Genomic DNA, 22,449 nt, shown 5'->3' on the forward strand with positions numbered 1-22,449 from the left:
CAGCATCGGGGCGGTCCGACTTCGGAGATTGGACCAAGACGCATGCACCGCGACGACTACCCCGCGCTGCGTTCCCTCGGTTTCGAGGACGACGAACTCAAAGAGCTTGGCCTTTGGCTGCCCGCTGTAGGCTCCCCCGCCGAACTCGCGGAAATGTACGTCCGCCGCAGCAAGAAGAAGGATTCGCTTAGCGCACTCCGCGAACAAGTCCGCCGTATGTGTGCGCACGCTGCCAAGGAAGGCAAGCGAATTCGGCACATCTGGTTCGAGCAGAAGAGTGCAAGCAAGAGCTACGTTCGCCGCGAGGAGTTCGAAAAGGCGACGGCCGCTGTTGCGGAAGCTGGACTTTCCAAGACGCTGTACGTCTACAAGATGTCTCGCCTCTCTCGCCGAGGGTCGGGGCAGGTTGGTTTGCTTCTCGACAAGTTCGAAGAACAGGCAGCGCGCCTTTACTCGGTAGTCGAACACCTCGATTCCGTCCGGGGCCGCACCTTCATGGCGCTGTTTTCAGAGCAGGCGCGCGAACAGGTGGCGGAACTCGGCGAATTCGTGAAGCTGGGTATGGACTCGCACAAGGCAGACGGTAAGTGGACCGGTGGCGTTACGCCCTACGGCCTGCGCGCTGTCAAGGGCGAGGGTCGGCTAGAACACGACCCCAAGGAATACCCGACGGCCCGACGAATAGCCGAATACCTGTTGGATCGCAAGACTCCCGCATGGATCGCTGAAACGCTCAACAAGGAAGGATTGAAGACGCGCCACGGCAAGAATTGGCAGGCAACGGGGATCATCGCGCTTGCCCACGCTGTGACTTGGGCCGGTCTCGTCGCACAGCGGGAAAGGATGCTGGACAAGAACGGCCGCTGGACCGGCAAATACCACCGTGGCGGTACTCCGCTGTTCGACAAGAAGGGGAACCCTGTTTCCTGCGGCGAGGGCGTGATCACGTTCGCGGAACACGTCAAGATCAAAGAAATCTTGGCGAGTCGTGCACAGAAGAACGGCCCCGTAGGCAATCGCGCACGGGGAAAGCGGGAGATCTCCAACCTTCTTTCGGGGATCATGCACTGTGGCCGGTGCGCCGCAAAGGAAGTCAGCAGCGGGCCCGCTTACCGCTGTTACACCCGAACCAACGAGGGGGCGCACGTCTGCGAGGGAGTTTCCATCGGGCGGGAGCGCGCCGACGACGCCGTTACCCAAGCATGGTTCGCGCACATTCTGAGCCTGTCCCCCGAGTCGGCCACGCTCCACGAAATCGCCCGCGAATGGCTGGCCTACAAGGACCCCGAAAAGGAGAACCGTAAGGCTCAGGTCACGGCAGCACTGGAATCGGCGGTGGGCCGAGAGATCAAACTCCGAAAGATGTTCATCGTTGCCACTCGCATGAGCGAGGCTGAATACGAAAACCTACAGCGCGAGCTTGACGCGCAGATCGAATCCCTCAAGGCCGAACTCGCCGAACTGTCGCGGGAAGCGGACTTGTCCCCGCTGTTGGATCCGGAAGCACTCGCAGCACTGTGGAACGGGGCTGGCGTTGCCGGACAGCGGGCACTACTGCAAGCCGCGCTGACGAAGAAGGGAATCACCCTTAAGCCGTCCAAGGGCCGGGGGCATCGAGTGCCCGCGATTGACCGGCTGGAGTTCCATTGGCGAGAGGCCAGCGACCCGGCATGGGACACGGCCTTTGAGGCGGGCGTGAGGCTCGTGGAGGCAACGCGCTAGACGGCCGCGTACGCGCTCCGAGGGCCCCGGCGGGACAACTTCCCTGCCGGGGCTTTCTCGTGCCCGCAGACAGCCGTACAGGGCTTCCATGCACCCCGAGCCGGCTCGAATATCTGACGGATCATCAGAAAGCCACCACGGTCGTTTACAGCCCCTCGCTTAACCAGCTCACCGCGAGATCAACGGGAGAGGGACGGGCACTTAACCCGCACCCTCTCTGATGCGTAGAGCCCCGCAGTAGGAGAGACAGCGAGGAGGTTGCGCGGTGCCGATCACGAACACCCTTGACCTTGAAACGCTCAGCGCGCGTATGAACGCGTGGGCGAATGAGAGGAGCAGCAAGCGAGGCAAGCTCGTGCGCGCGTTCCGAAAGAACCTGGGCAACTCCCCAGACCTACAGGCAGCACGCCTTGCGCTGCTGATCGCTGAGGCGGCATAGCTCCTCACAGACAACCCCCGCCACTCCCTGGGCGGGGGCTTTCATTTTCCTTGATTTCGCCGAAAGCGCTGAGGGCTGCACTCGATTCCACCGAAAGCGCGGAGCCGAGCGGCATGGTTACGCCGAAAGCGCGGACACACAAAGAGTGATTCCGCCGAATGAACGGAGAACTGAAACGTGGAAGTTCCGAACTACACCGAATTGCTGACGGCCCTTCGAGCAGCACACCGAGAGATAGGCGACGGACTTACCGGCCAGAGTCGGCGTTCACCTTCCGGCTCTCTCGCCTATGCCTACGGGAGCATAGAGACGGCGTTGCGTATCGCTGAGTCGGTCCTGACCGGCCAGGAATGCGCACTTCCCGCATGTAAGAACCCTATTCCTCACAGGGAGCCGGGACAGCCGGGCCGCACTGCCCTTTACTGCGGGAAGCGTTGCCGGGACCGTGCGGCCTATCAGACGAGGAAACAGCGAGAGCAGCGAGCGGGGAGCTAGTACAGAAACTCTAGAAATGTAGTTTGTGTAGAAGTGAACTACATTCTAGGTATACCTATAAGAGTCTCTACTAGCAACTCCGGAACTAGGTACAACTACATGCCGGAACGTAACACCCATTGGAAGGAGTGGACTGCCCTTGATTTTTGGTGATCCTCGCTGCGAGGTCTGCGACACAGTCCTGACCGGCCGACAGCAAGTCGTTTGTTCCAATGCCTGTCGGCAGGCTCGTAAGCGCGCACGCAAGCTCACGTCCGATGAGTATCAAGCAAAGCTCTTGGGGCGGGATTGCGAGCACTGCGGAGACGCTTACGAGCCCAAGAACGACCGTCAGCGGTTTTGTTCCGAGAACTGTGCGTACCGGGCAAAGGCTGAGGCGGAGGAAACCCGCTGGGAATCTGTCTGCGAGCTGGACGGGTGCGAGAACAATGCGGGCTGGGATGGTTCCGGCCGTGCCCGCCGCTACTGCTCGAACGCGCATAGGCAAAAGGCTTACCGGCAGCGGAAGCATGCGACCCCGCTGTAAGCCGCTGAGCGGCCGTGTGAGGCCGTTTCAGGAGTCGGCAGGAGCCACTCACCTGGGACGAGCCGATAGGGGCTTAGAGGGGCGCTGACGGGCCGAGCCGGCTCGGGGGTGACTTAACCAACTCACTCACTGAACAGTGAGGCGCAGCCGCTTAACCAACTCACCGCGTAGTGAGTGGAGGCTGTATCCGTCTCTGACAGCGAACGAGTAACCCGGTCGGTCATTCGGCCGGGTTGCTGCTGACCACCTACGAACGTTCGTAGGTGCTTGCGGCCGTTACCCGCATTCCCCCTGATCTTCGGCGAGTTGGATTCACGCACGCATGGACGGCGTGACGCTCGCTGGGTAGCCCCCTCGCTTGGTCTGTAACGGAGACCGGGCGAGGGGGCTTTTTGCGTACCTGGAGGTTTCCCGCAATGCGCAACGATGCCGCTTACCGCGCGGTTGTGTTCGGTGCTCTGCGTGCGACCACTGAGGACGGCCCGACTTCCTATGCCGAGGAGCACGCCCTATCCGCTGCTGTGAATCGGTGGGCGGGCACAAACGGTGTCGGCCCGGTTCCCATGGATTCGCTCGTGCGGCTCATTGGGGCCGCTGGATACCAACACTTCCGAACCGAACGGCGAGGCTATTTCGCCGGACTAGCTATCAAGGAGAACGGCGCGTGAACACGCGAGACAACATTGACCCCAGTTCCAACCCTGACGGCATTGAGCGTGTCCTACGTGCTCGCGCTGATGCCTTCCGGTATGACCCCGAGATGGAAAATGCTGCTGAGCTGGCCGCAAAGGGCGAGCAGCTTACTCCCTCGCTGCGCATGGCTCTTGGCTATTACTCGGACGCCAAGAAGGCTGCTGGCGCTGCTGGTCGTGAGATCTCGGCCCCGGCTACCGCCGACAACCTTTCCGCCGCCTACTCCTCGCTGAACAAGGGAGCCTAACCAATGACTGACGCGAAGCTACAGAAGGCGCGAGAGGCCGCACTAAAGGCGCAGAGGGAGCTAGAAGCGCTTGAGGCCGCCGAGGCCGAAAAGGCGGCGAGGTTGGCCGCTGAGCGCGATGAGCGGGCCCGTGATTACGACCGGCGCACGGTCGGCAATTGGCGAGCCGATGAGGAGGAGAATCGAAAGGCGGAGGGGGAAGCACTAGAGCATTTTCTGACGCTGGTTTCCGATGAGCCTTGGTTCGCTGCTTTTGTCGAGTACCGGGCTTACCGCTACAAGCGTGGGCACATTCTCACGGCTGCACAGAACGCGCAGACTCAGCTAGGAGAGTCCGTCACCGTTCCTGAGAATCAGCTCTATGACAGCTCACTTATTGGCGACCTAGTGGCGTTGGCTGACCGTAAGGCGGCCGAGGTAGGCGCGGATTTCGCCGATGAGCTAGACGCTAAGCGTGAGGCTTACCTGAGCGGCGAGGGCGCGTAATGCCGCAGGATGCACTAGACCCCGGACCGAATGGCGATTACCCGTTCTTCCCTCGCCTGCCTGACGGTTCCCCAGCGTGGGCCGATTCCGTGCCCGTTGGTTACACCGGTTCTGTCATGCGGCGTGGTGTCGAATACGTGCGCGTTTACGGCGGGGCCCGACACGGTGACCTAGTGGCATTCGATGTGACCCCTCGGGACGCTGCGGGTAATCCGATCAATCCGCCGGTCATCCCGCAGGTTGCTTAGCGGTTCGCTGACGCAAGAGGGGGGCCGGAGCCGGCGGAAACTGGCCCCCTTTCTGGCCTGCGGCTATGTCCGCACACAACTTCGCTGGCTCGTGTGCTGGCGTGAAGGAGTCCCATGCTGAACGACGTTGCAGCCCTAGCAACCGGGGCCACCCACAGCACCGAGCCGGTACCGGTCGGCAGTGCCCCTGCTGGAATTCTCATGGTGCAGCCGGTGATTCGCTGCGAGCACGGTTACGAGGTGTCCGCATACAGCGAGTGCGGCGACCTATTGGCGCGGGCCTGCCTAACCGGTTCTCAGCTCATGTCGCATGTTTCCTTCCCTGCTGGAATTCGGGCCGTGCGGGTGGAAGTCGAGAACATCACCGGCTGCGAGGAACACCCCCACACTTACGAGATATCCCTACTGGCTGACGAGGACACCCCCCATGCCGCGTAAGCCCCTGGTCCCCTGTTCCGCTGTTCCGTGGTGCCCTGAGCTGACGACTGGTGGTCCATGCGCCGAGCACGCTAAGCAGCGAGGAAAGCAGCGCACCAATCGGGGTGGATCTGCGTACGGCCGTAATTGGCGTGAGCGAGTGCAGCCGCGATTCATCTATCAGAATCCTTGGTGTGTGCTTTGTGGGCAGGCGGCCAAGGTTGCCGACCATTGGCCGATCAGTCGGCGTGACCTAGTGGCAAGGGGTGAGCCGAGTCCCGATGCCTTTAAGCACTTGAGGCCGTTGTGCGTGGCATGCGATGCAAAGGAACGGCCTAAGCGTGAGCCGGGCGGATGGTATGCCGAGCAGCGTTCGCAGCGAGAGGCCACAGCGCGGGTTTATCAGGACACTCCCCGAGTGCGCCGAGACGTTCCGCCGTTCTAACTGGGCGGGCTGTATTGCTCGCTGAGAGCCTTTCTGAGCCTGAGACAGGCAGAGGGGCCTACTCGTCAGCGAGGGCCACGACAGATGCACTGAGCGGGCTTACCGGCGACGAGGTGAGTCCCGCTTTGCCGTACCGACCCCCACCCCCCTGGGCAGGGTCTCCCCCCGACCCAAAATGCGGCGCGGCAGGGAGGTCTTTCGGTGCCCCGTCAGTAAAAACCATTTTCTGTGGCGCGACGTCGCGCCTTTGTGCACGGGAGTTGAAACCCCATGACTGCTACCAAGCCAATCAGTCAGCATTTCCGCGAGGGCACGTATCGGCCCGATCGTCACGCCGACCGCCTATCGCTGCCACCGAGTGACCTGACTGAGCCGGATTGGTCCACCGTGATTGGTGACGGCCCGGACGCTAGCAAGGTGAAGGCGGACGCATCGGATATCTGGCGGCGGATCGTTCCCGCGCTGTCGGCCGCAACGCGAATCAGCGACGCACAGCGAGAGGTGGTTGTGACCTTCTGCACGGCGCAGGCTCGCGTGTGGGAGGCCGAGCGAATCATCAGCCGTGACGGTCTGCTCGTAGTCGGCGTGAATGGCGTGCTTGTAAAGAATCCGGCGACGACGGTACTGAACACGTACGCGAACATTTTGAAGGCTGCGCGAGTGGAACTAGGACTTTCCCCGTCCGCTGCCGCGCGAATCACTGTGATTGCGCCGGACGAGGACGACGACCCGGACGGGATTTGGGACTGATGATTGACGACGATTTCCGCGCTGCGATAGCCCAGTGGGCCGAACTGATGACAGCAGCGAAGCGTAAGTACCGCGAGCGGGAAGCGATAGAGGACCGTAAGCGCCGGACCCGCATGCAAGCCATCGACAACATTCGACGTGCCGGGATTGGGACGCCTGCGCATCTAATCCCCGAAGCTACGATTCGCGAGTGGGAGTCGGCGGGCGATGCCTAAGAAGCCTAAGGTCCTAAGTGTCCGTCATACCGAGGAATCCCGCGCGAATCTAGATGTCATACAGCGGCTATCCGCCTGTGAGACAGCGAGCGAGGCTGTCATACGCGCGCTGGACCTGTATGCGGATTATCTCAAGCTCCCGTCCGGTACCGTCATACACGCGACCGGACACACGCGCCGAGTGCCCACCACCTGATCACCTACAATCGTTTGTAGGTGCTGCCCCCGATGGCTTCCCGCTGTCGGGGGTATTTCGCATTTATGGGCACCTTTGAAAGCAAGGTAGCAGGGCTCGCCGGCTCGGGGACTCGGGGCGTTGCTGCCCAGTGCTCCCAAGGGTTCCGTGCCCCTTGATTTGCTAGGCCGCTTCCACTGCGCGCCGTAGTGCTTCCTTGTGCTCCCATGCCCAAGGGGCATCCTTGAGTTCATCCGGCAGGCCAGCGAGACCGGTTCTCAGATGGTCAGCCGCCTCGCTGTATCTCCCCAGAGCCAACGTGCAAAGTCCCATGTTCAGCCGGTTGAAGTTCGGCGTAAGCCAATACGCAGTTTCCGGCGGAGAGAGTACGGCGGCCTTGTCCATGAGCTTTTCCGCTTGCTCCGCTGTCCGCAGTGCGGCGTCATGCTCGCCCATCTCGGCAAGTCCACCCGCCGCCTGTAGGTAGTCCCCGATTCGCTGTGCGGGGTGGGCTCCGGGTGTGTTTGCTGCTGCTCCGAACCAACGGGCGATACCTTGCGGCCGTCCCTGTTGACGGGCGATGTAGCCCTTGAAGTTCAGCGCCTGGGCGGCAAGAGTGCCGTTCCCGGTTTCGTCGGCAAGCTCAACTGCCTCATTGAGGAGCCGCACCCCTTCGACGTATTCGCCCGTTTGTGCGAATAGCCATCCGGCGAACTGGACCCATTCTGATGCAACGTCGGATAGTCGGTCTCTGTGCGGCCCCCGAGCTTCCTTGAGCATTCGGGTAACTTCCCGCATTTGAACCATGGTTGCCGGGATCACGCTGCGGGGTTGTGCCGAGTCGTCCAGTCGGCGATATGCGGCCAGCACGCCAGCGAGAGCGTCAACGGTTCCAGCATCCAGCCGGGAAGGGTTGGCCGAGCTGCGGGCGACCCGTGATGCGTCGTCGTCATCAAGGACCGTTCCGGCCAACGCGCCACCGGCCCCGGTCAGGCAATCCAGCGCGTGAGCGAGCTTTTTGGATGGCCGCTGCTTTCCGTTCAAGACGCGGGAGAGATACGCCGGGTCGTAGTGCATTTCCCGTGCGGCGGCTTTCATTGAGTATCCGGCGTCGCGCAGTGCCCTACGGGCAAGATCGGCAAAGTCGTCACGCATCGTGAACCTCTGGGGGTTGACAGGTGGTGCTTCCAGAGTAGTCAACCCTGGTCAACTCCCGTGTGATCACGGGAAGTCGGAGCATGGTGGAGCAGGCCCAATCCAGCGAGAAAGGGTGGCGCAAGTGCCTCTGCCGACGGCCGACAGCGGATACGACTATGCGACGTACGCACCACCTGGCAGCAAGTGCGCCGAGTGCGGCCACGCCATCGGCAGGGATCAGGTTGTACGGCGGACGACGGCTGAGCGCGCATCCGGCCCGCCCGCGAACGTCTCCTACCGTCACTTCGACGGGGAGTGCGGACCGGTCGCCAGGGGGGAAGTGTGACAGTCCCGCAGAAGCCCGCAGACGCCCGTGTGAGCGCCTTACCGGCCCCGGAGCTAGTCAGCCTCGTTGAAGGGTCTGAACGGCCCGCAGACGGCGACTGGTGGGCGCAGTACGGCGGCACCCTTGACCCGGCGTCCGGGGTGATCGCGTTCCCGCCCAAGTCGCTGCCTCCCTGCCCGTTCCCGTGCGAGCTGTGCGCCCGGCGACGAGAGGGGGCGTAGTGGCTGTCACCCGTGACCACATCGGCAAGACCGTGACGGACGGACAGCGGTCCGGTGTCCTCACCGACATCATGAAGGAGTGGGAAGACCCGGCAGAGAAACCCGGTGAGCGGGTCAAGCGAACGGTTGCGTTCGTCCGGCCGAGTGGCGGGGGTCGGGAGTGGCTGGCTCGCCCGTCCCGGCTCGCTCCGCTGTGAGGCGATTACGCGGCTTCCTGGCCCTGCTGGCATGGCTGGCTTGGGCGGCTACCGTCGCGCTGATAGTCGCCCGTGGCTGGAATTCCTGAACTCCGCCCCTGCTGACGCATGAGAATCGGAGGTTCCCCCGTCTTCCATTCGATTTCCGGCAGGGGCGGGCAATACTGCCGATGCGTAATCGCGCGTCGGTCCGCTGAAAAGTGGGAGGTACAGAAATGCGTGCATGGTGGCTCACGATGGCCGACGGCGGTAACCCGCAGGACGACAGCGACAGCGGGAACAAGCACGGCGGGGGCGGCTCGGACGAGGGCGGCAACACGAACGACGGCCAGGGCCCGGCGGACGGCCGCTGATCAGTGAGCACTGACGACGTGAAGGGGGCGGGTCCTGAGGGGCTCGCCTCCGCTCTCATGGAAAAGGGTGCGCTGACAAGCGATTGGCTGCCCGCCTATCAGGCAGTGCCCCGTCATCTGTTCATCCCGGAAATGATCTGGCCGGGCCGAGCCGGCATGAACCGCCAGGATGACCGCGTAATTCGCAGTGAGGAACCCGACGTCTGGTGGTCGGCGGTTTACCGTGACGCGCCGATCACGACCCAATGGGACGACGGCTCTTACGCCGGACCCGGTAAAGGCAAGATCCCGTCTAGCTCCAACTCCATGCCGACCATGGTGTTTTCGATGCTGGACGCGCTGAGCGTCGAACCGGGTCAGCGGGTGTTGGAGATTGGAACCGGTACCGGCTGGAATGCCGCGCTGCTGTGTCACCGCCTCGGCTCTGAGAACGTGTTCACCGTTGAGGTGGACGGGGACAGCGCGAGGGAGGCGCGCAAGCGTCTGAATGCCGCCGGATTCGATCCCGTCTCGATCATCGGGGACGGGGCCGAAGGGTACGCCGAGGGTGCGCCCTATGACCGCGTGATCGTCACGGCATCAATCGGCCGCGTTCCCCGTCGCTGGATCGAACAGACGAAACCGGGCGGGATCATCGTTTCCCCATGGGGACCGACCTACGGCGGGGAAGGTGTGGTTCGGCTGACCGTTGCCGAGGACGGTTCGGCATCCGGCCCGTTTGTCAGCTCGTCGGCGTTCATGCGGCTGCGGGATCAGCGGGTGAAGCGGACGCACGTCCGTGAGTACCTTGGGGGCCGGAAGTGGCCTGCGGACGGCACTCGCAGCGTCACACCGATTTCCCCGGATGCCTTGGGTGACTGGCCGGTCATGTTCGCCATCGGCGTGCAGGTGCCTGAGGCGTTTCCGTGGATGGAGTCGTACGGCGACGGCTCTTACACGCTGTGGCTGCGGGACACAGCCGTCACGTCGTGGGCGACAGCGGACTACGAGAAAGACCGGGAGGAATTCGAGGTCTACCAGTCCGGCCCGCGCAAGCTGTGGGACGAGGTGGAGACCGCCTATCTCTGGTGGGAGAAACAGGGCCGTCCCGGATTCGAGCGATTCGGCCTGACCGTCGACGGCGACGGCGAGCGGGTGTGGCTGGACTCGCCGGACAACCCCGTGCCCATCCGTGGGAGCCTGTAGCGCGGTCCGCGTGACCGTTGGCCCCGTCTGTGCGCTCATCCGCCGTAGCGCACGGGCGGGGCTTCCTGCGTTCATCTGCGCTGGTCAGGGGCTGTGCGCTAACCTATGGCTCTGTTGGTCCAGGGACAGGCGATGTCGCTCCAGATCTCGACGCGCATGTCTTCGGCTCTCTCCGGGTCGTACGGGTGCGGGGGCTCTCCCCGGCCGGTACGTGAACGTTCAAGCAGGCGGTTTCATTCCCGGGCCGGCACGTCGAAGCGCAGGAAGAGGTGGTGGTCGTCGGCGGCGGGCGGGTGCGCGGGGTCCGGCCGCCAGCCCTGGCGGGCATAGAAGGCCTGGGCGCGCCGGTTGTCCGCGTGCACGTCGAGCACGGCCGTCCGCCGGCCGTCGGCCCGCCACTGCTCGGTGCAGGCCGCGTGCAGCGCCGTTCCGATGCCGGCGCGCCAGTGATCGGGATCGACGTGGAACTGGAACAGCTTGACGGTGTCGGCGGGGGCGCCCTCCGGGACGCGGAAGGAGGCGATGCCGACGATCCGGCCCTGCTCGACCGCGCACAGCACCTGTCCGTCGGGGCGCGCGATCGACTCCCGCCAGGCCTCGCCCCAGTCGAAGTCGGCCTGCGGGACGCCGTCCGGGTAGTACGTCGACCGGGCCCTGAGATGGAGGTCGGCGATGATCTCCGCCTCGGCGGGCAGGGCGGTACGGATGACGCGGGTCCCGGTCACACGATCATGGATCATGCACCGGAGGACGCCACCGCCCTCCACCCGGTTCCGCCCTCCCCTGCCCGCCCGCCGGCCCGCCCGCCCCTGGGCCGCTGCTCAGCTGCCGTCGCGGAGGTCGTCCGGTGGGCCGGGGGTGAACGCGATGCGGTCGTACCTCACCGCGCACCCCTCGCCGACCGGCGACTGGGCCAGGAAGCCGACGAGGGCCGGGGCCGTGTCCCCGCCGAGGGTGAAGAGCCGGACGAAGGTCCAGTGCTCCCCGTCCGGGGAGGCGTGGAAGGCGAAGGCGCGTCCGGTCCGGCTGACCCGCAGCCACACCGAGTCGCCGCGCACCGTGAAGGAGTTGGCGTCGTCGGAGTGACCCCGGGTGACCACCGTGCACACGGTCGGCACGTGCGGGGAGTACTCCAGGCACAGCTTGGCCCAGGCCCGGTCGCCGGCGTGGACGTACAGCGCGCCGGCGTCGAAGGGGGCACGGAACCCCACCGTGACCCGCGCGGCCAGCCGGAAGTCCCCCTCCGGCGCCCCGAGCAGCCGGGGCGCGTCGGAGGCGGGTTCGAGATCCTCCCCGGTGGGCGGCACGAACCGGTCCGTCCGCGCCCCGGCCCGTCCGGTGAGCACCCCGTCCGCGTAGGACCAGTCGCCGTCCGGCCCGTGGGCGCGCAGCGCGAAGGGCAGCTGCGGGAGTGCCGGCCCCGTCACCGCTCCAGGGCCCCGTTGAACCGCCGGGGCAGCCCCAGCGGGTTGTCGTCCTTCAGCTCGGCCGGCAGCAGGGCCTCGGGCGCGTTCTGGTACGCGACGGGCCGCAGCCACCGCTCGACGGCCGTACCGCCCACCGAGGTGGACGTGGACGTGGTCGCGGGGTACGGCCCCCCGTGGTGCTGGGCCGGTGCCACGGCGACCCCGGTCGGCCAGCCGTTGACCAGCACCCGTCCGGCCAACGGCGTCAGCCCGGCCAGCAGTTCCGGGCCCCGCCCGTGCCCCGCGGCCTCCTCGGAGGACACCTGGACGGTCGCCGTGAGGTTGCCCGGCAGCCGCGACAGCACGGTCGTCGCCTCGGCCTCGGACGCGTAGCGGGCCACCACGGTGACCGGCCCGAAGCACTCCTCGAGCAGCAGGTCGTGGGCCCCTTCGGCGCACAGCTTCGCCGCCGGCACGGTGAGGAACCCGGCGCTGACCGAGTGGTCACCGCCCGCCCCGGGGGCCACCGGCGCGTCCACGTCCGGGAGTTGCGCGCGCTCGGCGACGCCGGCGACGAAGTTGTCCCGCATGCGGTGGTCGAGCAGCACCCCGGCGGCCGTGTCGCCGACGGCGTCGGCCAGGGACTTCACCAGCCGGTCGCCCGCCGCCCCGGACGGCACCAGCACCAGGCCCGGCTTGACGCAGAACTGGCCCACGCCCAGCGTCATCGAGCCGGCGAGCCCCGCGCCGATCTCCTCGGCGCGCTCGGCCGCGGCGGCCTCGGTGACCAGGACCGGGTTCAGCGAACCCAGCTCACCGTGGAAGGGGATCGGCACGGGACGCGCGGCGGCGGCGTCGAAGAGCGCCCGGCCGCCGCGCACCGAGCCGGTGAAGCCGGCCGCGGCGACCAGCGGGTGCTTGATCAGCTCGACGCCCGCCTCGAAGCCGTGCACGAGACCGACCACGCCCTCGGGGATGCCGTGTCCGGCGGCGGCCCGGCGCAGCACGCCGGCGACCAGCTCGGACAGGGCCGGGTGGTCGGGGTGGGACTTGACCACGACCGGGCAGCCCGCGGCCAGCGCGCTCGCGGTGTCGCCGCCGGCCACGGAGAAGGCGAAGGGGAAATTCGAGGCGGAGTAGACGGCGACGACCCCGAGCGGCACCTTGTAGCGCCGCAGGTCCGGGACGGGCGGGGTGGCCGTGTCGTCGGGGTGGTCGATGATGACGTCGAGGAAGGCGCCCTCGTCGACGATGTCGGCGAAGGCCCGCAACTGGTATGTCGTCCGGGCGAGTTCGCCGGTGAGCCGGGCCGGACCGAGCGCGGTCTCGGCGTCGGCCGTCTCGACCAGGCCGTCCCGGGCCGCGTCCAGGCCCGCGGCGGCGGAGCGCAGGAAGGCGGCGCGGAGCGTGCGGTCGGCCAGGGCGCCGCGCGCGGCGTGGGCCGCCCGGACCGCCGCGTCGACCTCCTGGGCCGTGGCCTCCACCGCAACCTGTTCACGCTGCTTCCCGGTGCGCGGGTCGACACTCCAGACTGGTGCTGCTGCCACCGCGGATCCCTCCCGGCGTTCGATATACTGAACACCGTCTCTGATCGTGAATATGCTGCTCGGAGACTATATAACTCAGTCCTCGTCGAACGAAGGGGCCAAGGGCGATGACGGCAGGCGACACAGGCGGGGCGCAGGTCAAGTCCGCGGTACGGACCGTGGAACTGCTCGAGTTCTTCGCGGGCCGGCCCGGTATGCACTCCCTCGCGGCCGTCCAGGAGGCCGTGGGGTACCCCAAGTCCAGCCTCTACATGCTGCTGCGCACCCTCGTGGAGCTGGGCTGGGTGGAGACGGACGCGACGGGCACGCGCTACGGCATCGGGGTGCGGGCGCTGCTGGTCGGCACCTCGTACATCGACGGCGACGAGGTGGTGGCCGCCGCCCGTCCGACCCTGGACCGGCTCTCCGACGACACCACCGAGACCATCCACCTGGCCCGGCTCGACGGGACCAACGTGGTCTACCTCGCCACCCGCCAGTCCCAGCACTACCTGCGCCCCTTCACCCGCGTCGGCCGCCGGCTGCCGGCCCACTCCACCTCGCTGGGCAAGGCGATCCTCGCCACCTACACCGACGAGCAGGTGCGCAAGCTGCTGCCGGAGACGCTGCCCGCGCTCACCGAGCACACCCTCACCGACCGGGAGCGGCTCATCGAGGAGCTGCGCCAGATCCGGGAACAGGGCTTCGCGGTCGACCGCGAGGAGAACACCCTGGGCCTGCGCTGCTTCGGCGTGGCGATCCCGTACCGCACGCCCGCGCGCGACGCCATCAGCTGCTCGGTGCCGGTGGCCCGGCTCACCCCCGCCCACGAGCAGATGATCAAGGACGCGCTGTTCGACGCGCGGGACCGGCTGACGCTGGCGACCCGCAGGCTCTGATCCCCGGGCCCGCAGGCTCGGCGCCCGTAGGCTCGGCACCATGGAGATCACGCTGCGGGCCGTGGAGGACGAGGATCTGACGGTGTTCCACCGGCAGATGACCGATCCGGAGGCGGCCCGGATGGCCGCCTTCGGTCCGGAGGACCCGCACGACCCGCAGGCCTTCGCCGCCTACTGGCAGCGCCTGCGGGACTCCTCCGACGTGCTGCGCACGGTCCTGGCCGACGGGACGGTGGCCGGCAGCGCGGCCGTCTACGGGGTGGCCGGCGAGCGCGAGGTGACGTACTGGATCGACCGCGCGTACTGGGGCCGGGGCGTGGCGACGGCCGCGCTGCGGGCCCTGCTCGCCCAGGTACCGGAGCGGCCGCTGTACGCGCGGGCGGCGGCCGACAACGGCGCCTCGCTGCGCGTGCTGGAGAAGTGCGGTTTCCGCGAGGCGGCCCGGGCCCGGGGGTACGCGAACGCGCGGGGCCGGGAGATCGAGGAGGTCGTGCTGGTACTGCCCGCTTCCTGAACGCCGGATGAGAAAATCCGGGCGTAGGGAACGATCCCCCCGGTTCCGATCGTCTTTCCAGCGGGATGAACAAGACGATCAGGCGGGCGTCCGTCTTCACGCTGCTGCTCGTGCTCTCCCTGCTGGTCAGGGCGACATGGCTGCAGTTCTACGACGGCAAGGCCCTCGCGGACGACAACGACAACCGGCGGAACGCGATCGCGACCTACTCGCGGCCCCTCGGGAACATCATCGTGGCCGGGGAGGCGGTCACCGGCTCGACGCGGACGAAGGGGAGCGACCTCGCGTACAAGCGGACGTACCAGGACGGCAGGCTGTACGCGGCCGTGACGGGCTTCGCCTCGCAGGCCTACGCCCCCACCCAGCTGGAGGGGGTCTACAAGGACCTGCTCAACGGCACGGACCCCCGGCTGAGGACGGTGATGGACACCGTCACCGGGGAGCGGGCCGAGCCGGGCGACGTGGTCACGACGATCGACCCGGCCGTGCAGAAGGCCGCCTACCGGGCGCTGGGCGGCACCAAGGGCGCGGCCGTCGCGGTCGACCCGAAGACCGGCAGGATCCTCGCGGTGGTGTCGACGCCGTCGTACGACCCCGCCTCGCTCACCGACGCGAACTCGGCGGGCACGGCCTGGAAGACGCTCAACGCCGACGAGGAGAAGCCGCTCACCAACCGCGCGCTGCGCCAGCCGCTGCCGCCGGGCTCGACGTTCAAGCTGGTCGTCGCGGCCGCTGCGCTGGAGAACGGGCTGTACAAGAACGTGGACGAGCACACCGACAGCCCCGATCCGTACATCATGCCGGGGACGGTGCGCGAGTTGCCGAACGAGAGCAAGTCGGCGCCGTGCAGGAACGCCTCGATCCGGGTGGCCCTGCGGTACTCGTGCAACAACGTCTTCGGCCACATGGCCGTCGAGCTGGGGCAGGACAAGGTCAAAGCCATGGCCGAGAAGTTCGGCTTCAACGACGACAAGCGGGACGTGCCGGTGCGGGCCTACCCGAGTGTCTACCCCTCGAACATGGACAAGGCCCAGACGGCCCTGTCCGGCATCGGCCAGTTCGACGTCACGGCCACTCCCCTGCAGATGGCCATGGTCTCCGCGGCCCTTGCCAACGGCGGAAAGCTGGTATCGCCCCACATGGTCTCGCAGATCACCGACAGCGGCGGTGAGGTGCTGGAGAACTACGACGACGGTGCGGACACGACGGAGATCGTCAGCTCCGCCACCGCCGAGCAGCTCCGGTCGGCCATGGAGACGGTGGTCAAGGACGGCACCGGTACGAACGCGCTGATCGACGGGGTGACCGTCGGCGGCAAGACCGGCACCGCGCAGCACGGCGAGAACAACAGCAAGACGCCGTACGCCTGGTTCACCTCCTACGGCACGTCCGACGACAGCGGCAAGCAGGTCGCCGTCGCCGTGATGGTGGAGCAGTCGGACGCGGCGCGCTCCGAGGTCAGCGGCAACGGTCTGGCGGCGCCGGTCGCCAGGGCGATGATGCGGGCCGCGCTCAAGTAACGCTCCGGAAGGGGGCCGTTGCGCGTACACGGTGTACGGGCGAGGGCCCCCTTCCGTGCCGTCTCGACGAGTTCGGTGTGCCAACCGGTGTCCGACCCCCCGTACAAGCACGTCAAACGATCACTGCTACGCTTCCCGGTCTCCGTCCGGGCCCTTCCCCGGACCCTCGCATGTCATTTACATGACACACACGAGAGCACACCGAGAAGAGGTCACCCGTGGGCACAGTCGTCGACGACGCAGCCTCCGTGGAGTTCCATGCCTTCTTCGAACGGCACCACGCCGAACTGGCCCGCTTCGCCCACCTGCTGACGGGAGAGGCGGACGCCGCCGACGACCTGGCGGCGGACGCGCTGCTGGCGCTGTGGCACCGCTGGGACCGGGTGCGCGCGGCCGACCATCCGGTGGCGTACGCGCGGGGCGTGGTCGCCAACCTGGCCCGCACCCGGATCCGCGGCGCGGTGCGCGAGCGGCGGCGGATCGCGCTGTTCTGGCCGCGCGGCGAGGAGCGGACCGAGAACCCGGACGTCGCCGGCGTGGTGGACGTCCAGAGCGCGCTGCGCCGGCTGCCGTTCCGGAAACGGGCGTGCGTGGTCCTCCGGCACGCGTTCGACCTGTCGGAGAAGGACACCGCGCTCGCGCTGGGGATCTCGGTGGGTACGGTAAAGAGCCAGACGTCCAAGGGCATGGCCGAACTGCAGCGCCTGCTCGGCCCGCAGAGCGACCCGCGCCGGGTGCACGCGGCGATGACGGCCCGGGCCGGCGAGAGCGGAGGAAGGAACCGATGAGGCGGCAGGACGTGCACGACGAGCTGCGCGCCCGGCTGCACGAGGCGGCCGGGGCCCACGAACCCGACCGCGCGCGCATCCTGGCCCGGGTGGAGCGCGGCATGGCCGCGGGGTCCCGCCCCGGCCACCGGGCCGGCCGGCCGCCGGTGTTCGGCTGGGTCAGGGTGGCCACCGCGACGGCGGCGGTCGCCGGCGTGCTCGCGGTCGGGGGGTACGCGGTGGCGTCCGCGGTGAAGGACGACCCGCCGGCCCGGCAGACGGTGGCGGTCTCCCCGACCCCCTCGCCTCCCCCGGCGCCGACGACGCGTCCCCCCTCCCCCACCGGGGAGCCCACGCCCGGCCAAACCGCCGGGCAGCCGTCCGGCACACCGGGTTCCTCCCCCTCCCGCACGCCCCGCGGCACCGCACCGGCGCGGCCGCCGGCGGCGCGCACCGAGCAGGACGGTCCGCTGTGGTCGGACGGTTCGGTGGACCCGCACAGCAACGACTTCTGGGCGCAGAGCGATCTGACCCTCAAGACGTCCGAGCCGTTGACGTCCCTGACGGTCGAGCTGAGGATCGCCCAGACCGGCGGGGTCACCTCGACCGGCGCCTGGCGTTCGCTGCCGGAGGCGGACTTCACCCAGAGCGTGGCGGAGCGCGACGGGTTCGTCGTGTACACCTGGACGCTGAAGCGGGGACGCACGGTGCCCGCGGGGCAGTGGGTGTTCGCGGGGCAGTACAACCACACGCGCGGGGGACGCGACGCGGGCGCCGACAGGTACGCCATCACCGGGGCGGCCGGGGGAAGCACGTACGCGGTGGGCGGCGACTTCGCCGCGCACGCGCACGACGGCTCGGGCTCCGGCTCGGACTCCGGCCCGGCCGACGGCTCCTGAGGGGCCGACGAGTCGGGCCCCACACGTGCTCCCCGGCCCCCGCCACGGCACGGTGCTGCCGGTGACGGGGGCGGAGTACGAGCGGCTGCTCAGGACCTGCGGCTGAGGCCCGGGACAGGCCTCAGCCGACGAAGTACGTCGGGTTCGGCAGCTTGTACGTGCGGTCCGCGTGACCGCCGTCCAGGTCCGAGTACTGGTCGCCGAAGTTGGCGATGATCTCGTAGCCCAGGTCGTCCTCGATGTGCTCGCGCGTGCCGGACTTGTACTGCACGGTCGTGCAGTTCCAGGTACCGGGTACGGCGCAGTCCTTCAGGTAGGCCGGCGGGTTGGCCTTGTCCTTGAGGAACATGTGGCCGGCGTCGAGGTTCACATCGGCGCCGATCTTCTTCAGGTTCTCCACCGCGGCGGTGCGCTGGGCCTCGCTCAGACCGGAGTTGTAGAAGACCTCGACGCCCTCGGCCTCGGCGTACCGCACCAGCTCGGGGCTGCCGAAGACGGCCGGACGGTCGGCGCGGTTCACGTAGTCCGCCCAGGTGGCGGAGTTGTACGTGTAGTTGTAGCGCTTCTCGTAGTCGAGGCTGAGCAGCAGCGTGTCGTCGATGTCGAAGACGACGGCCGGCTTCTCGCCCTTGTGCCGCGCCTTGCGGGCCGCCCTGTCGATGTAGTGCCTGGCATCGGCGTCGATACGCGCCAGGTCCTTGGCGTACGGGCTGTCCGGGGACGCCTGGTAGACGCCGTTGCTGTCGGCGGTGGTGCCGTAATAGGTGTCGATGTCCTTCACCAGGAGCCCGATGTTGTACGGCTCGTGGGTGGAGTTCGCCGTCGACTGACCGGCGGTGGCCGCGCCCGCGCCGTAGAGCGCCGCGCCTGCGACGACACAGGCGGCACCGGCCGCGACCGCCTTGAGGGACTTCCGCATGGATTCTCCGGATCTGGTGATAGAGAGTGATGTACCAGGTCACGGACTGTCTACGCGCATCACACGCCCACGGCGAGCCTTGTTATCCGATCGATATCCGAGGCCGCCCCGCACCCGCGCCCGGAACATCGCCGTCCGTTTGCCCCGGCCTGACGTACCGTCAACCTGCGTCGGGGGCGGCCGGGGCGCCGTGCGCCCCGGCCGGCGGGGGTCAGCGCAGGTGGCCGGCGCCCGCGCAGCGGCCGACGAGGCCGGGCACGGCCTGCGGCCGGTCGACCCCGGTCCGCAGGACGGGCGTCCACCCGGCACCGGACCGGAGGATCTCGCCGGGCACTTGCGCGTTGTGGACGGCGACGAGGTCCGTCGGGCGGCCGTTGACGTAGTTGTCGCCGGCGGTGACCGGCGCGTCCTTCCACTTCTTCAGGATCGAGCCGGCCCGGGCGCCGTCGGGCAGGGTGAACACGTTGTGTTCGGCGACGAGCTGGGACTCCAGGCCGATGCCGTAGCTGTAGGAGAAGCCGTCGCCGGCCACGAAGTGGTTGTTGTACGAGTCGACCTGCCCGAAGCGCACGCGCGGGGCCCGCTCGACAAGGTTCCGGAACAGGTTGTGGTGGAAGGTGACCTTCAGGTGCCCGCGGTCGACGGCCGCGGTGGCGGCGCCGTCGCTGTTGCCGACGAGGATCGTCTTGTCGTGGTCCTCGAAGACGTTCCAGGAGGCGGTGACGTAGTCGGCGCCCTTGACGATGTCCAGCTCGCCGTCGTGCTGTTGGTAGATCCGGCCGTAGTACGACGGCAGGGTGCTGTCCGGGTGCTCCCCGTCGGTGAACGTGTCGTGGTCCATCCACACATGGGTCGAGCCGTGGACCACGGCGCTGTCGTACTCGGAGTTCCAGTTGCCGTCGGCGGTGTCGGTCGGGTCCCACTGCGGGAAGCAGTCCAGCGGGCTCTCGAAGGCCAGGTTGCGGACGATGACGTTGTCGACGCCCTTGATCTGGAGGCTGGCTCCCTTGAAGCCGGCGTCCCGGCCGACGCCGATGACGGTGGTATTGGCCGGGACGTCCGCCTTCACGGAGGCGTCCTGGCGGGCGGCGGACGCGCGGCGCAGGCCCTCGGGACTGTCGTCGGGCTCGCCGTCGAGGTTCCTGGCGCGGCCCCACACCGCCGGGTCGTACGTCTTCAGGTACGCGGCGAAGTCGTACCCCGGCACGGCGAACGCGTCGCAGCCCGGCCCGTCGGCGTCGATGGTGCCCTTGACCCGGACGATCTTCGGCGCGCTGCCGCCGTCGGCCAGGGCGGCCTTGAACTGCTCCCAGGTGGTGACGGTGTAGACGTGGGCGGGATCGGCGGCGGCTCCGCCGGTGGTGCCGGTGCCGTACGCGGCCCAGCCGTCCTCGGCGGGCAGCACCTGCCGGTCGGGGCCGGCCCGGTGCAGGGGGTGCGCGGACGCGGTGCCGGTGACGGCGAGCACGAGGGCCGTGCCGCCCACCAGGGCACTGATGACCCGTGCATGACATGTGGGGGTACGCATGGTGCGGTTCTCCTTCTGTGAACGGGGTCAGGATGCGGGTGCGGGCCCCGGCCTTTGGCTAGTGGTTCTTCTTCCAGTCGGCCTGCGCCTTGTTCAGCTGCTCGGCCAGGACGTCCAGGAACTCCTCGGCGCTCATCTTCCCGAGCAGCAGCTTCTGGAAGTTCGGCTCGTTGTCCGCCTTGGAGATGGTGTTCCAGTCGGGCAGGTAGTACGGCAGCTGCACGATCTTCGTCCGGCCCCCGTTCAGCGCCTCGGCCGCGAGCCTCGTCGGCTCGGCCCGCCGGATCCACGCGTCCCGGGCCGCCTCGGTGTTGGCCGGGACCTGCCCCGCCGACTCGTTGAACTTGGAGTTCTCCTCGGCGGAGACGGCGAACTCGATGAACTTCCAGGCGGCGGCCTTGTTCTTGCTCGACTTGAACAGGCTGAGCCCGTCCACCGGGTTGGAGACCTGCACCCGGGTGCCGTCGTCCCGCGTCGGGTTGGGAACGCCCCGGAACCGGTCCTTGCCCAGCGCCTTCAGATGGTCCTGGTAGGACCCCAGGTTGTGGCTCAGCATGCCGATCGTGCCGCTGTCCCACTGGGCGACCATCTTCGTGAAGTCGTTGTTCACGTCGGCCGACGGGGTGTCCTTCTTGTAGAGCGCGACGTACTTCTCCAGGGCGGCCACGTTCTTCGGGTCGTTGACGGTGGTCTTGTCGCCGTTCCAGAAGGACGTGATCCCGCTCTGGCCGTACACCGCGTCGAGGGCCGGCGCGATGGCGCCCTCGCCGCCGCGGATGGTGAAACCGAAACGGTTCCTGCCCTTGTCCGTGAGCTTGTCGGCGGCCTCGTAGAACTTCGACCAGGTGGTCGGCGCCGCCAGGCCGGCCTTCTCGAACAGGTCGGTCCGGTACCACAGCGTGCCGTTGTTCGCGGACGTCGGAACCTGGTAGAGGGTGTCCCCGCCGCCCGCCGCCTTGCTGACGGCGACCAGGTTCCGGCTCAGCTTCCCGTTCAGCGGGCTCTTCCGCAGCCGGCCGTCCAGCGGCTCCAGTGCCCCCTGGACCGCGACCTCGGCGAGCATCGCGGTGCCGACACCGCCGACGTCGGGCAGGCCGCCGCCCTGGATGGCGGTGTCGTACTTCGACTGGGCGCCGGCCGCCGGGATGCCGACGTACTTCACCTCGATGTCCGGGTTGGCGTGCTCGAAGTCGGCGATGATCTGCTTCCAGATGTCGGTGCGGACACCGCCGTTGGTGTCCCAGAAGGTGATCGTGCCCTTCCCGGACCCCTCGTTCCCCTTATCCCCCGCGCTGTTGCTGCCGTCGTCGCCGCAGGCGGTGGCGGTCAGCGCGAGGACGGAGCCCAGGGCGACGGCCAGGGCGGCGCGCCTGCTTCTGCGGATGCGGATGCTGCTTGTCATGATCAGCTCTCTTCTCGTGGGTCCGACGGTGATGCGGCTGTGGGGGGCTGATCCGGAAGCGGGATCCAGGACCGGATCGGTGCAGGTGGTCACGGGGCCACCGCCCTGCGGACCAGGGCCGCCGCCTCGTCGCGGGCCAGCACGCCGTCGGCGACGACCGTGACGATCCGGCGGACGACGGTCCCGCCGGGCGGGACGGCCAGCCGTCCGGCGTGCGCCAGGGAGGAACCCACGCCCGGGTACTCGGCGGCCCGGACGAACCACGGGTCCCGGCGGGTGTCCTCGGTGGCCCCGGCGAAGACCAGGGTCCAGCCCGCCCCGCCCCCCGCTCCGTCCTGGCGGGCGGGGGCCGGGCCGGCCAGCGCCAGCCAGTCGGCGCGGGTGCCGTGCACCCCGGCCTCGCCGTCCCGGTCGGCGGTGAACACCCGCGGTGCCGCCGCCTCCTTGCGGGCCCGCCAGAAGAAGCCGCCGTAGGCCGCGCCGGGCCGGCCGTTGGTGGCGGGGCTGCCGATCGACAGGGGCGCCGCGGTCACGTTGGTGAGGGAGAAGGTGAAGTCCAGCGCCCAGGCGGTGGCGGTGAGTCCGGTGGCGGCGACGGTACGGCGCTCGCGCAGCAGTTCGGTGCCGGCGGCGACCCAGCGCAGCTCCTCCACGAAGCCGTCGGGGTCGCGGAGCTGGAAGCCGGCGTGCCGCTGGGCGCCGTGGTCGTCCAGCTCGGCCGGGCCCCGGTCGCGGACGAAGGTCCGGCCGCCCCAGAAGTTGTGCCCCTCGA

At 68.0% G+C, this 22,449-nt stretch carries 21 protein-coding genes; 13 read left to right on the forward strand and 8 right to left on the reverse strand.

The annotated features are described in order from the left end of the window. Nucleotides 1–42 precede the first annotated feature (42 nt). The 7 genes from IE312_RS28510 to IE312_RS42200 all read left to right on the forward strand — a co-directional run bounded on the left by IE312_RS28510 (nt 43) and on the right by IE312_RS42200 (nt 6,683). Entirely contained in the window at nt 43–1,722 is a 1,680-nt protein-coding gene (locus IE312_RS28510; RefSeq protein ID WP_189985172.1) for a recombinase family protein, read from the forward strand. Between the two features lie 265 nt (nt 1,723–1,987). After that, nucleotides 1,988–2,161 (forward strand): hypothetical protein, encoded by a 174-nt coding sequence (locus tag IE312_RS28515; protein ID WP_189985173.1) that lies wholly within the window; start codon nt 1,988–1,990, stop codon nt 2,159–2,161. A gap of 1,685 nt (nt 2,162–3,846) precedes the next feature. After that, entirely contained in the window at nt 3,847–4,122 is a 276-nt protein-coding gene (locus tag IE312_RS28520) for a hypothetical protein (RefSeq protein ID WP_189985174.1), read from the forward strand. A gap of 3 nt (nt 4,123–4,125) precedes the next feature. Next, entirely contained in the window at nt 4,126–4,608 is a 483-nt protein-coding gene (locus IE312_RS28525) for a hypothetical protein (protein WP_189985175.1), read from the forward strand. A gap of 362 nt (nt 4,609–4,970) precedes the next feature. Next, nucleotides 4,971–5,294 (forward strand): hypothetical protein, encoded by a 324-nt coding sequence (locus tag IE312_RS28530; protein WP_189985176.1) that lies wholly within the window; start codon nt 4,971–4,973, stop codon nt 5,292–5,294. Between the two features lie 694 nt (nt 5,295–5,988). Next, the gene (locus IE312_RS28535; protein WP_189985177.1) at nt 5,989–6,468 is read left to right on the forward strand and encodes a phage terminase small subunit P27 family; all 480 of its coding nucleotides are present in this window, start codon (nt 5,989–5,991) and stop codon (nt 6,466–6,468) included. Then, nucleotides 6,468–6,683 (forward strand): hypothetical protein, encoded by a 216-nt coding sequence (locus tag IE312_RS42200; protein WP_189985178.1) that lies wholly within the window; start codon nt 6,468–6,470, stop codon nt 6,681–6,683. The genes IE312_RS28535 and IE312_RS42200 overlap by 1 nt, the downstream gene beginning before the upstream one ends. 358 nt (nt 6,684–7,041) lie before the next feature. Here IE312_RS42200 and IE312_RS28545 read toward each other — a convergent pair whose 3' ends face one another. Beyond that, nucleotides 7,042–8,013 carry a helix-turn-helix domain-containing protein gene (locus tag IE312_RS28545; RefSeq protein WP_189985179.1) on the reverse strand — a complete coding sequence of 324 codons (972 nt, stop codon included), beginning with the start codon at nt 8,011–8,013 and terminating at the stop codon, nt 7,042–7,044. A gap of 1,102 nt (nt 8,014–9,115) precedes the next feature. On the opposite strand from IE312_RS28545, the gene IE312_RS28555 reads away from it, so the two are divergent. After that, the gene (locus tag IE312_RS28555) at nt 9,116–10,297 is read left to right on the forward strand and encodes a methyltransferase domain-containing protein (RefSeq protein WP_306419826.1); all 1,182 of its coding nucleotides are present in this window, start codon (nt 9,116–9,118) and stop codon (nt 10,295–10,297) included. A gap of 233 nt (nt 10,298–10,530) precedes the next feature. On the opposite strand, the gene IE312_RS28560 is transcribed toward IE312_RS28555, so the two are convergent. The 3 genes from IE312_RS28560 to IE312_RS28570 form a co-directional block, all read right to left on the reverse strand. Then, a complete protein-coding gene (locus IE312_RS28560) occupies nt 10,531–11,037 on the reverse strand; it encodes a GNAT family N-acetyltransferase (RefSeq protein ID WP_189985181.1) in 507 nt (168 codons plus the stop codon). Between the two features lie 81 nt (nt 11,038–11,118). Next, on the reverse strand, nt 11,119–11,724 hold the full coding sequence (locus IE312_RS28565) for a DUF1349 domain-containing protein (RefSeq protein ID WP_189985182.1): 606 nt from the start codon (nt 11,722–11,724) through the stop codon (nt 11,119–11,121). Then, nucleotides 11,721–13,250 (reverse strand): aldehyde dehydrogenase (NADP(+)), encoded by a 1,530-nt coding sequence (locus tag IE312_RS28570; RefSeq protein WP_189985183.1) that lies wholly within the window; start codon nt 13,248–13,250, stop codon nt 11,721–11,723. Before IE312_RS28570 ends, IE312_RS28565 begins: the two co-directional genes overlap by 4 nt. Before the next feature lie 107 nt (nt 13,251–13,357). On the opposite strand from IE312_RS28570, the gene IE312_RS28575 reads away from it, so the two are divergent. The 5 genes from IE312_RS28575 (at nt 13,358) to IE312_RS28595 (ending at nt 17,828) form a co-directional block, all read left to right on the forward strand. Beyond that, nucleotides 13,358–14,128 (forward strand): IclR family transcriptional regulator, encoded by a 771-nt coding sequence (locus IE312_RS28575; RefSeq protein WP_189985184.1) that lies wholly within the window; start codon nt 13,358–13,360, stop codon nt 14,126–14,128. Nucleotides 14,129–14,168: 40 nt separating this feature from the next. After that, the gene (locus tag IE312_RS28580; RefSeq protein ID WP_189985185.1) at nt 14,169–14,642 is read left to right on the forward strand and encodes a GNAT family N-acetyltransferase; all 474 of its coding nucleotides are present in this window, start codon (nt 14,169–14,171) and stop codon (nt 14,640–14,642) included. Between the two features lie 65 nt (nt 14,643–14,707). Further along, entirely contained in the window at nt 14,708–16,162 is a 1,455-nt protein-coding gene (locus IE312_RS28585; RefSeq protein ID WP_189985186.1) for a peptidoglycan D,D-transpeptidase FtsI family protein, read from the forward strand. 218 nt (nt 16,163–16,380) lie between these two features. Further along, on the forward strand, nt 16,381–16,950 hold the full coding sequence (locus tag IE312_RS28590; RefSeq protein ID WP_189985187.1) for a SigE family RNA polymerase sigma factor: 570 nt from the start codon (nt 16,381–16,383) through the stop codon (nt 16,948–16,950). Then, nucleotides 16,947–17,828 (forward strand): hypothetical protein, encoded by an 882-nt coding sequence (locus IE312_RS28595; RefSeq protein ID WP_189985188.1) that lies wholly within the window; start codon nt 16,947–16,949, stop codon nt 17,826–17,828. Before IE312_RS28590 ends, IE312_RS28595 begins: the two co-directional genes overlap by 4 nt. A gap of 121 nt (nt 17,829–17,949) precedes the next feature. Here IE312_RS28595 and IE312_RS28600 read toward each other — a convergent pair whose 3' ends face one another. From IE312_RS28600 to IE312_RS28615, 4 genes are all read right to left on the reverse strand, one after another. Continuing rightward, nucleotides 17,950–18,747 (reverse strand): HAD family acid phosphatase, encoded by a 798-nt coding sequence (locus IE312_RS28600; protein ID WP_189985189.1) that lies wholly within the window; start codon nt 18,745–18,747, stop codon nt 17,950–17,952. Nucleotides 18,748–18,958: 211 nt separating this feature from the next. Then, nucleotides 18,959–20,275 carry a pectate lyase family protein gene (locus tag IE312_RS28605; RefSeq protein WP_189985190.1) on the reverse strand — a complete coding sequence of 439 codons (1,317 nt, stop codon included), beginning with the start codon at nt 20,273–20,275 and terminating at the stop codon, nt 18,959–18,961. Nucleotides 20,276–20,333: 58 nt separating this feature from the next. Next, nucleotides 20,334–21,677 carry an ABC transporter substrate-binding protein gene (locus tag IE312_RS28610; RefSeq protein ID WP_189985191.1) on the reverse strand — a complete coding sequence of 448 codons (1,344 nt, stop codon included), beginning with the start codon at nt 21,675–21,677 and terminating at the stop codon, nt 20,334–20,336. Nucleotides 21,678–21,766: 89 nt separating this feature from the next. Beyond that, nucleotides 21,767–22,449 (reverse strand): DUF6807 family protein (locus IE312_RS28615; protein WP_229900535.1); only part of this gene is annotated, 683 nt, incomplete at its 5' end.

Origin of the sequence: Streptomyces capoamus (assembly GCF_014654935.1) — a bacterium.
Taxonomy (GTDB): Bacteria; Actinomycetota; Actinomycetes; order Streptomycetales; family Streptomycetaceae; genus Streptomyces; species Streptomyces capoamus.

Excerpts from the sequence above, each read along its gene's own strand:
- IE312_RS28510 (WP_189985172.1), top strand. The coding sequence starts at position 43 with ATGCACCGCGACGACTACCCCGCGCTGCGTTCCCTCGGTTTCGAGGAC.
- IE312_RS28525 (WP_189985175.1), top strand. The coding sequence starts at position 4,126 with ATGACTGACGCGAAGCTACAGAAGGCGCGAGAGGCCGCACTAAAGGCG.
- IE312_RS28530 (WP_189985176.1), top strand. The coding sequence starts at position 4,971 with ATGCTGAACGACGTTGCAGCCCTAGCAACCGGGGCCACCCACAGCACC.
- IE312_RS28535 (WP_189985177.1), top strand. The coding sequence starts at position 5,989 with ATGACTGCTACCAAGCCAATCAGTCAGCATTTCCGCGAGGGCACGTAT.
- IE312_RS42200 (WP_189985178.1), top strand. The coding sequence starts at position 6,468 with ATGATTGACGACGATTTCCGCGCTGCGATAGCCCAGTGGGCCGAACTG.
- IE312_RS28545 (WP_189985179.1), bottom strand. The coding sequence starts at position 8,013 with ATGCGTGACGACTTTGCCGATCTTGCCCGTAGGGCACTGCGCGACGCC.
- IE312_RS28560 (WP_189985181.1), bottom strand. The coding sequence starts at position 11,037 with ATGATCCATGATCGTGTGACCGGGACCCGCGTCATCCGTACCGCCCTG.
- IE312_RS28575 (WP_189985184.1), top strand. The coding sequence starts at position 13,358 with ATGACGGCAGGCGACACAGGCGGGGCGCAGGTCAAGTCCGCGGTACGG.
- IE312_RS28580 (WP_189985185.1), top strand. The coding sequence starts at position 14,169 with ATGGAGATCACGCTGCGGGCCGTGGAGGACGAGGATCTGACGGTGTTC.
- IE312_RS28585 (WP_189985186.1), top strand. The coding sequence starts at position 14,708 with ATGAACAAGACGATCAGGCGGGCGTCCGTCTTCACGCTGCTGCTCGTG.
- IE312_RS28595 (WP_189985188.1), top strand. The coding sequence starts at position 16,947 with ATGAGGCGGCAGGACGTGCACGACGAGCTGCGCGCCCGGCTGCACGAG.
- IE312_RS28600 (WP_189985189.1), bottom strand. The coding sequence starts at position 18,747 with ATGCGGAAGTCCCTCAAGGCGGTCGCGGCCGGTGCCGCCTGTGTCGTC.
- IE312_RS28605 (WP_189985190.1), bottom strand. The coding sequence starts at position 20,275 with ATGCGTACCCCCACATGTCATGCACGGGTCATCAGTGCCCTGGTGGGC.
- IE312_RS28610 (WP_189985191.1), bottom strand. The coding sequence starts at position 21,677 with ATGACAAGCAGCATCCGCATCCGCAGAAGCAGGCGCGCCGCCCTGGCC.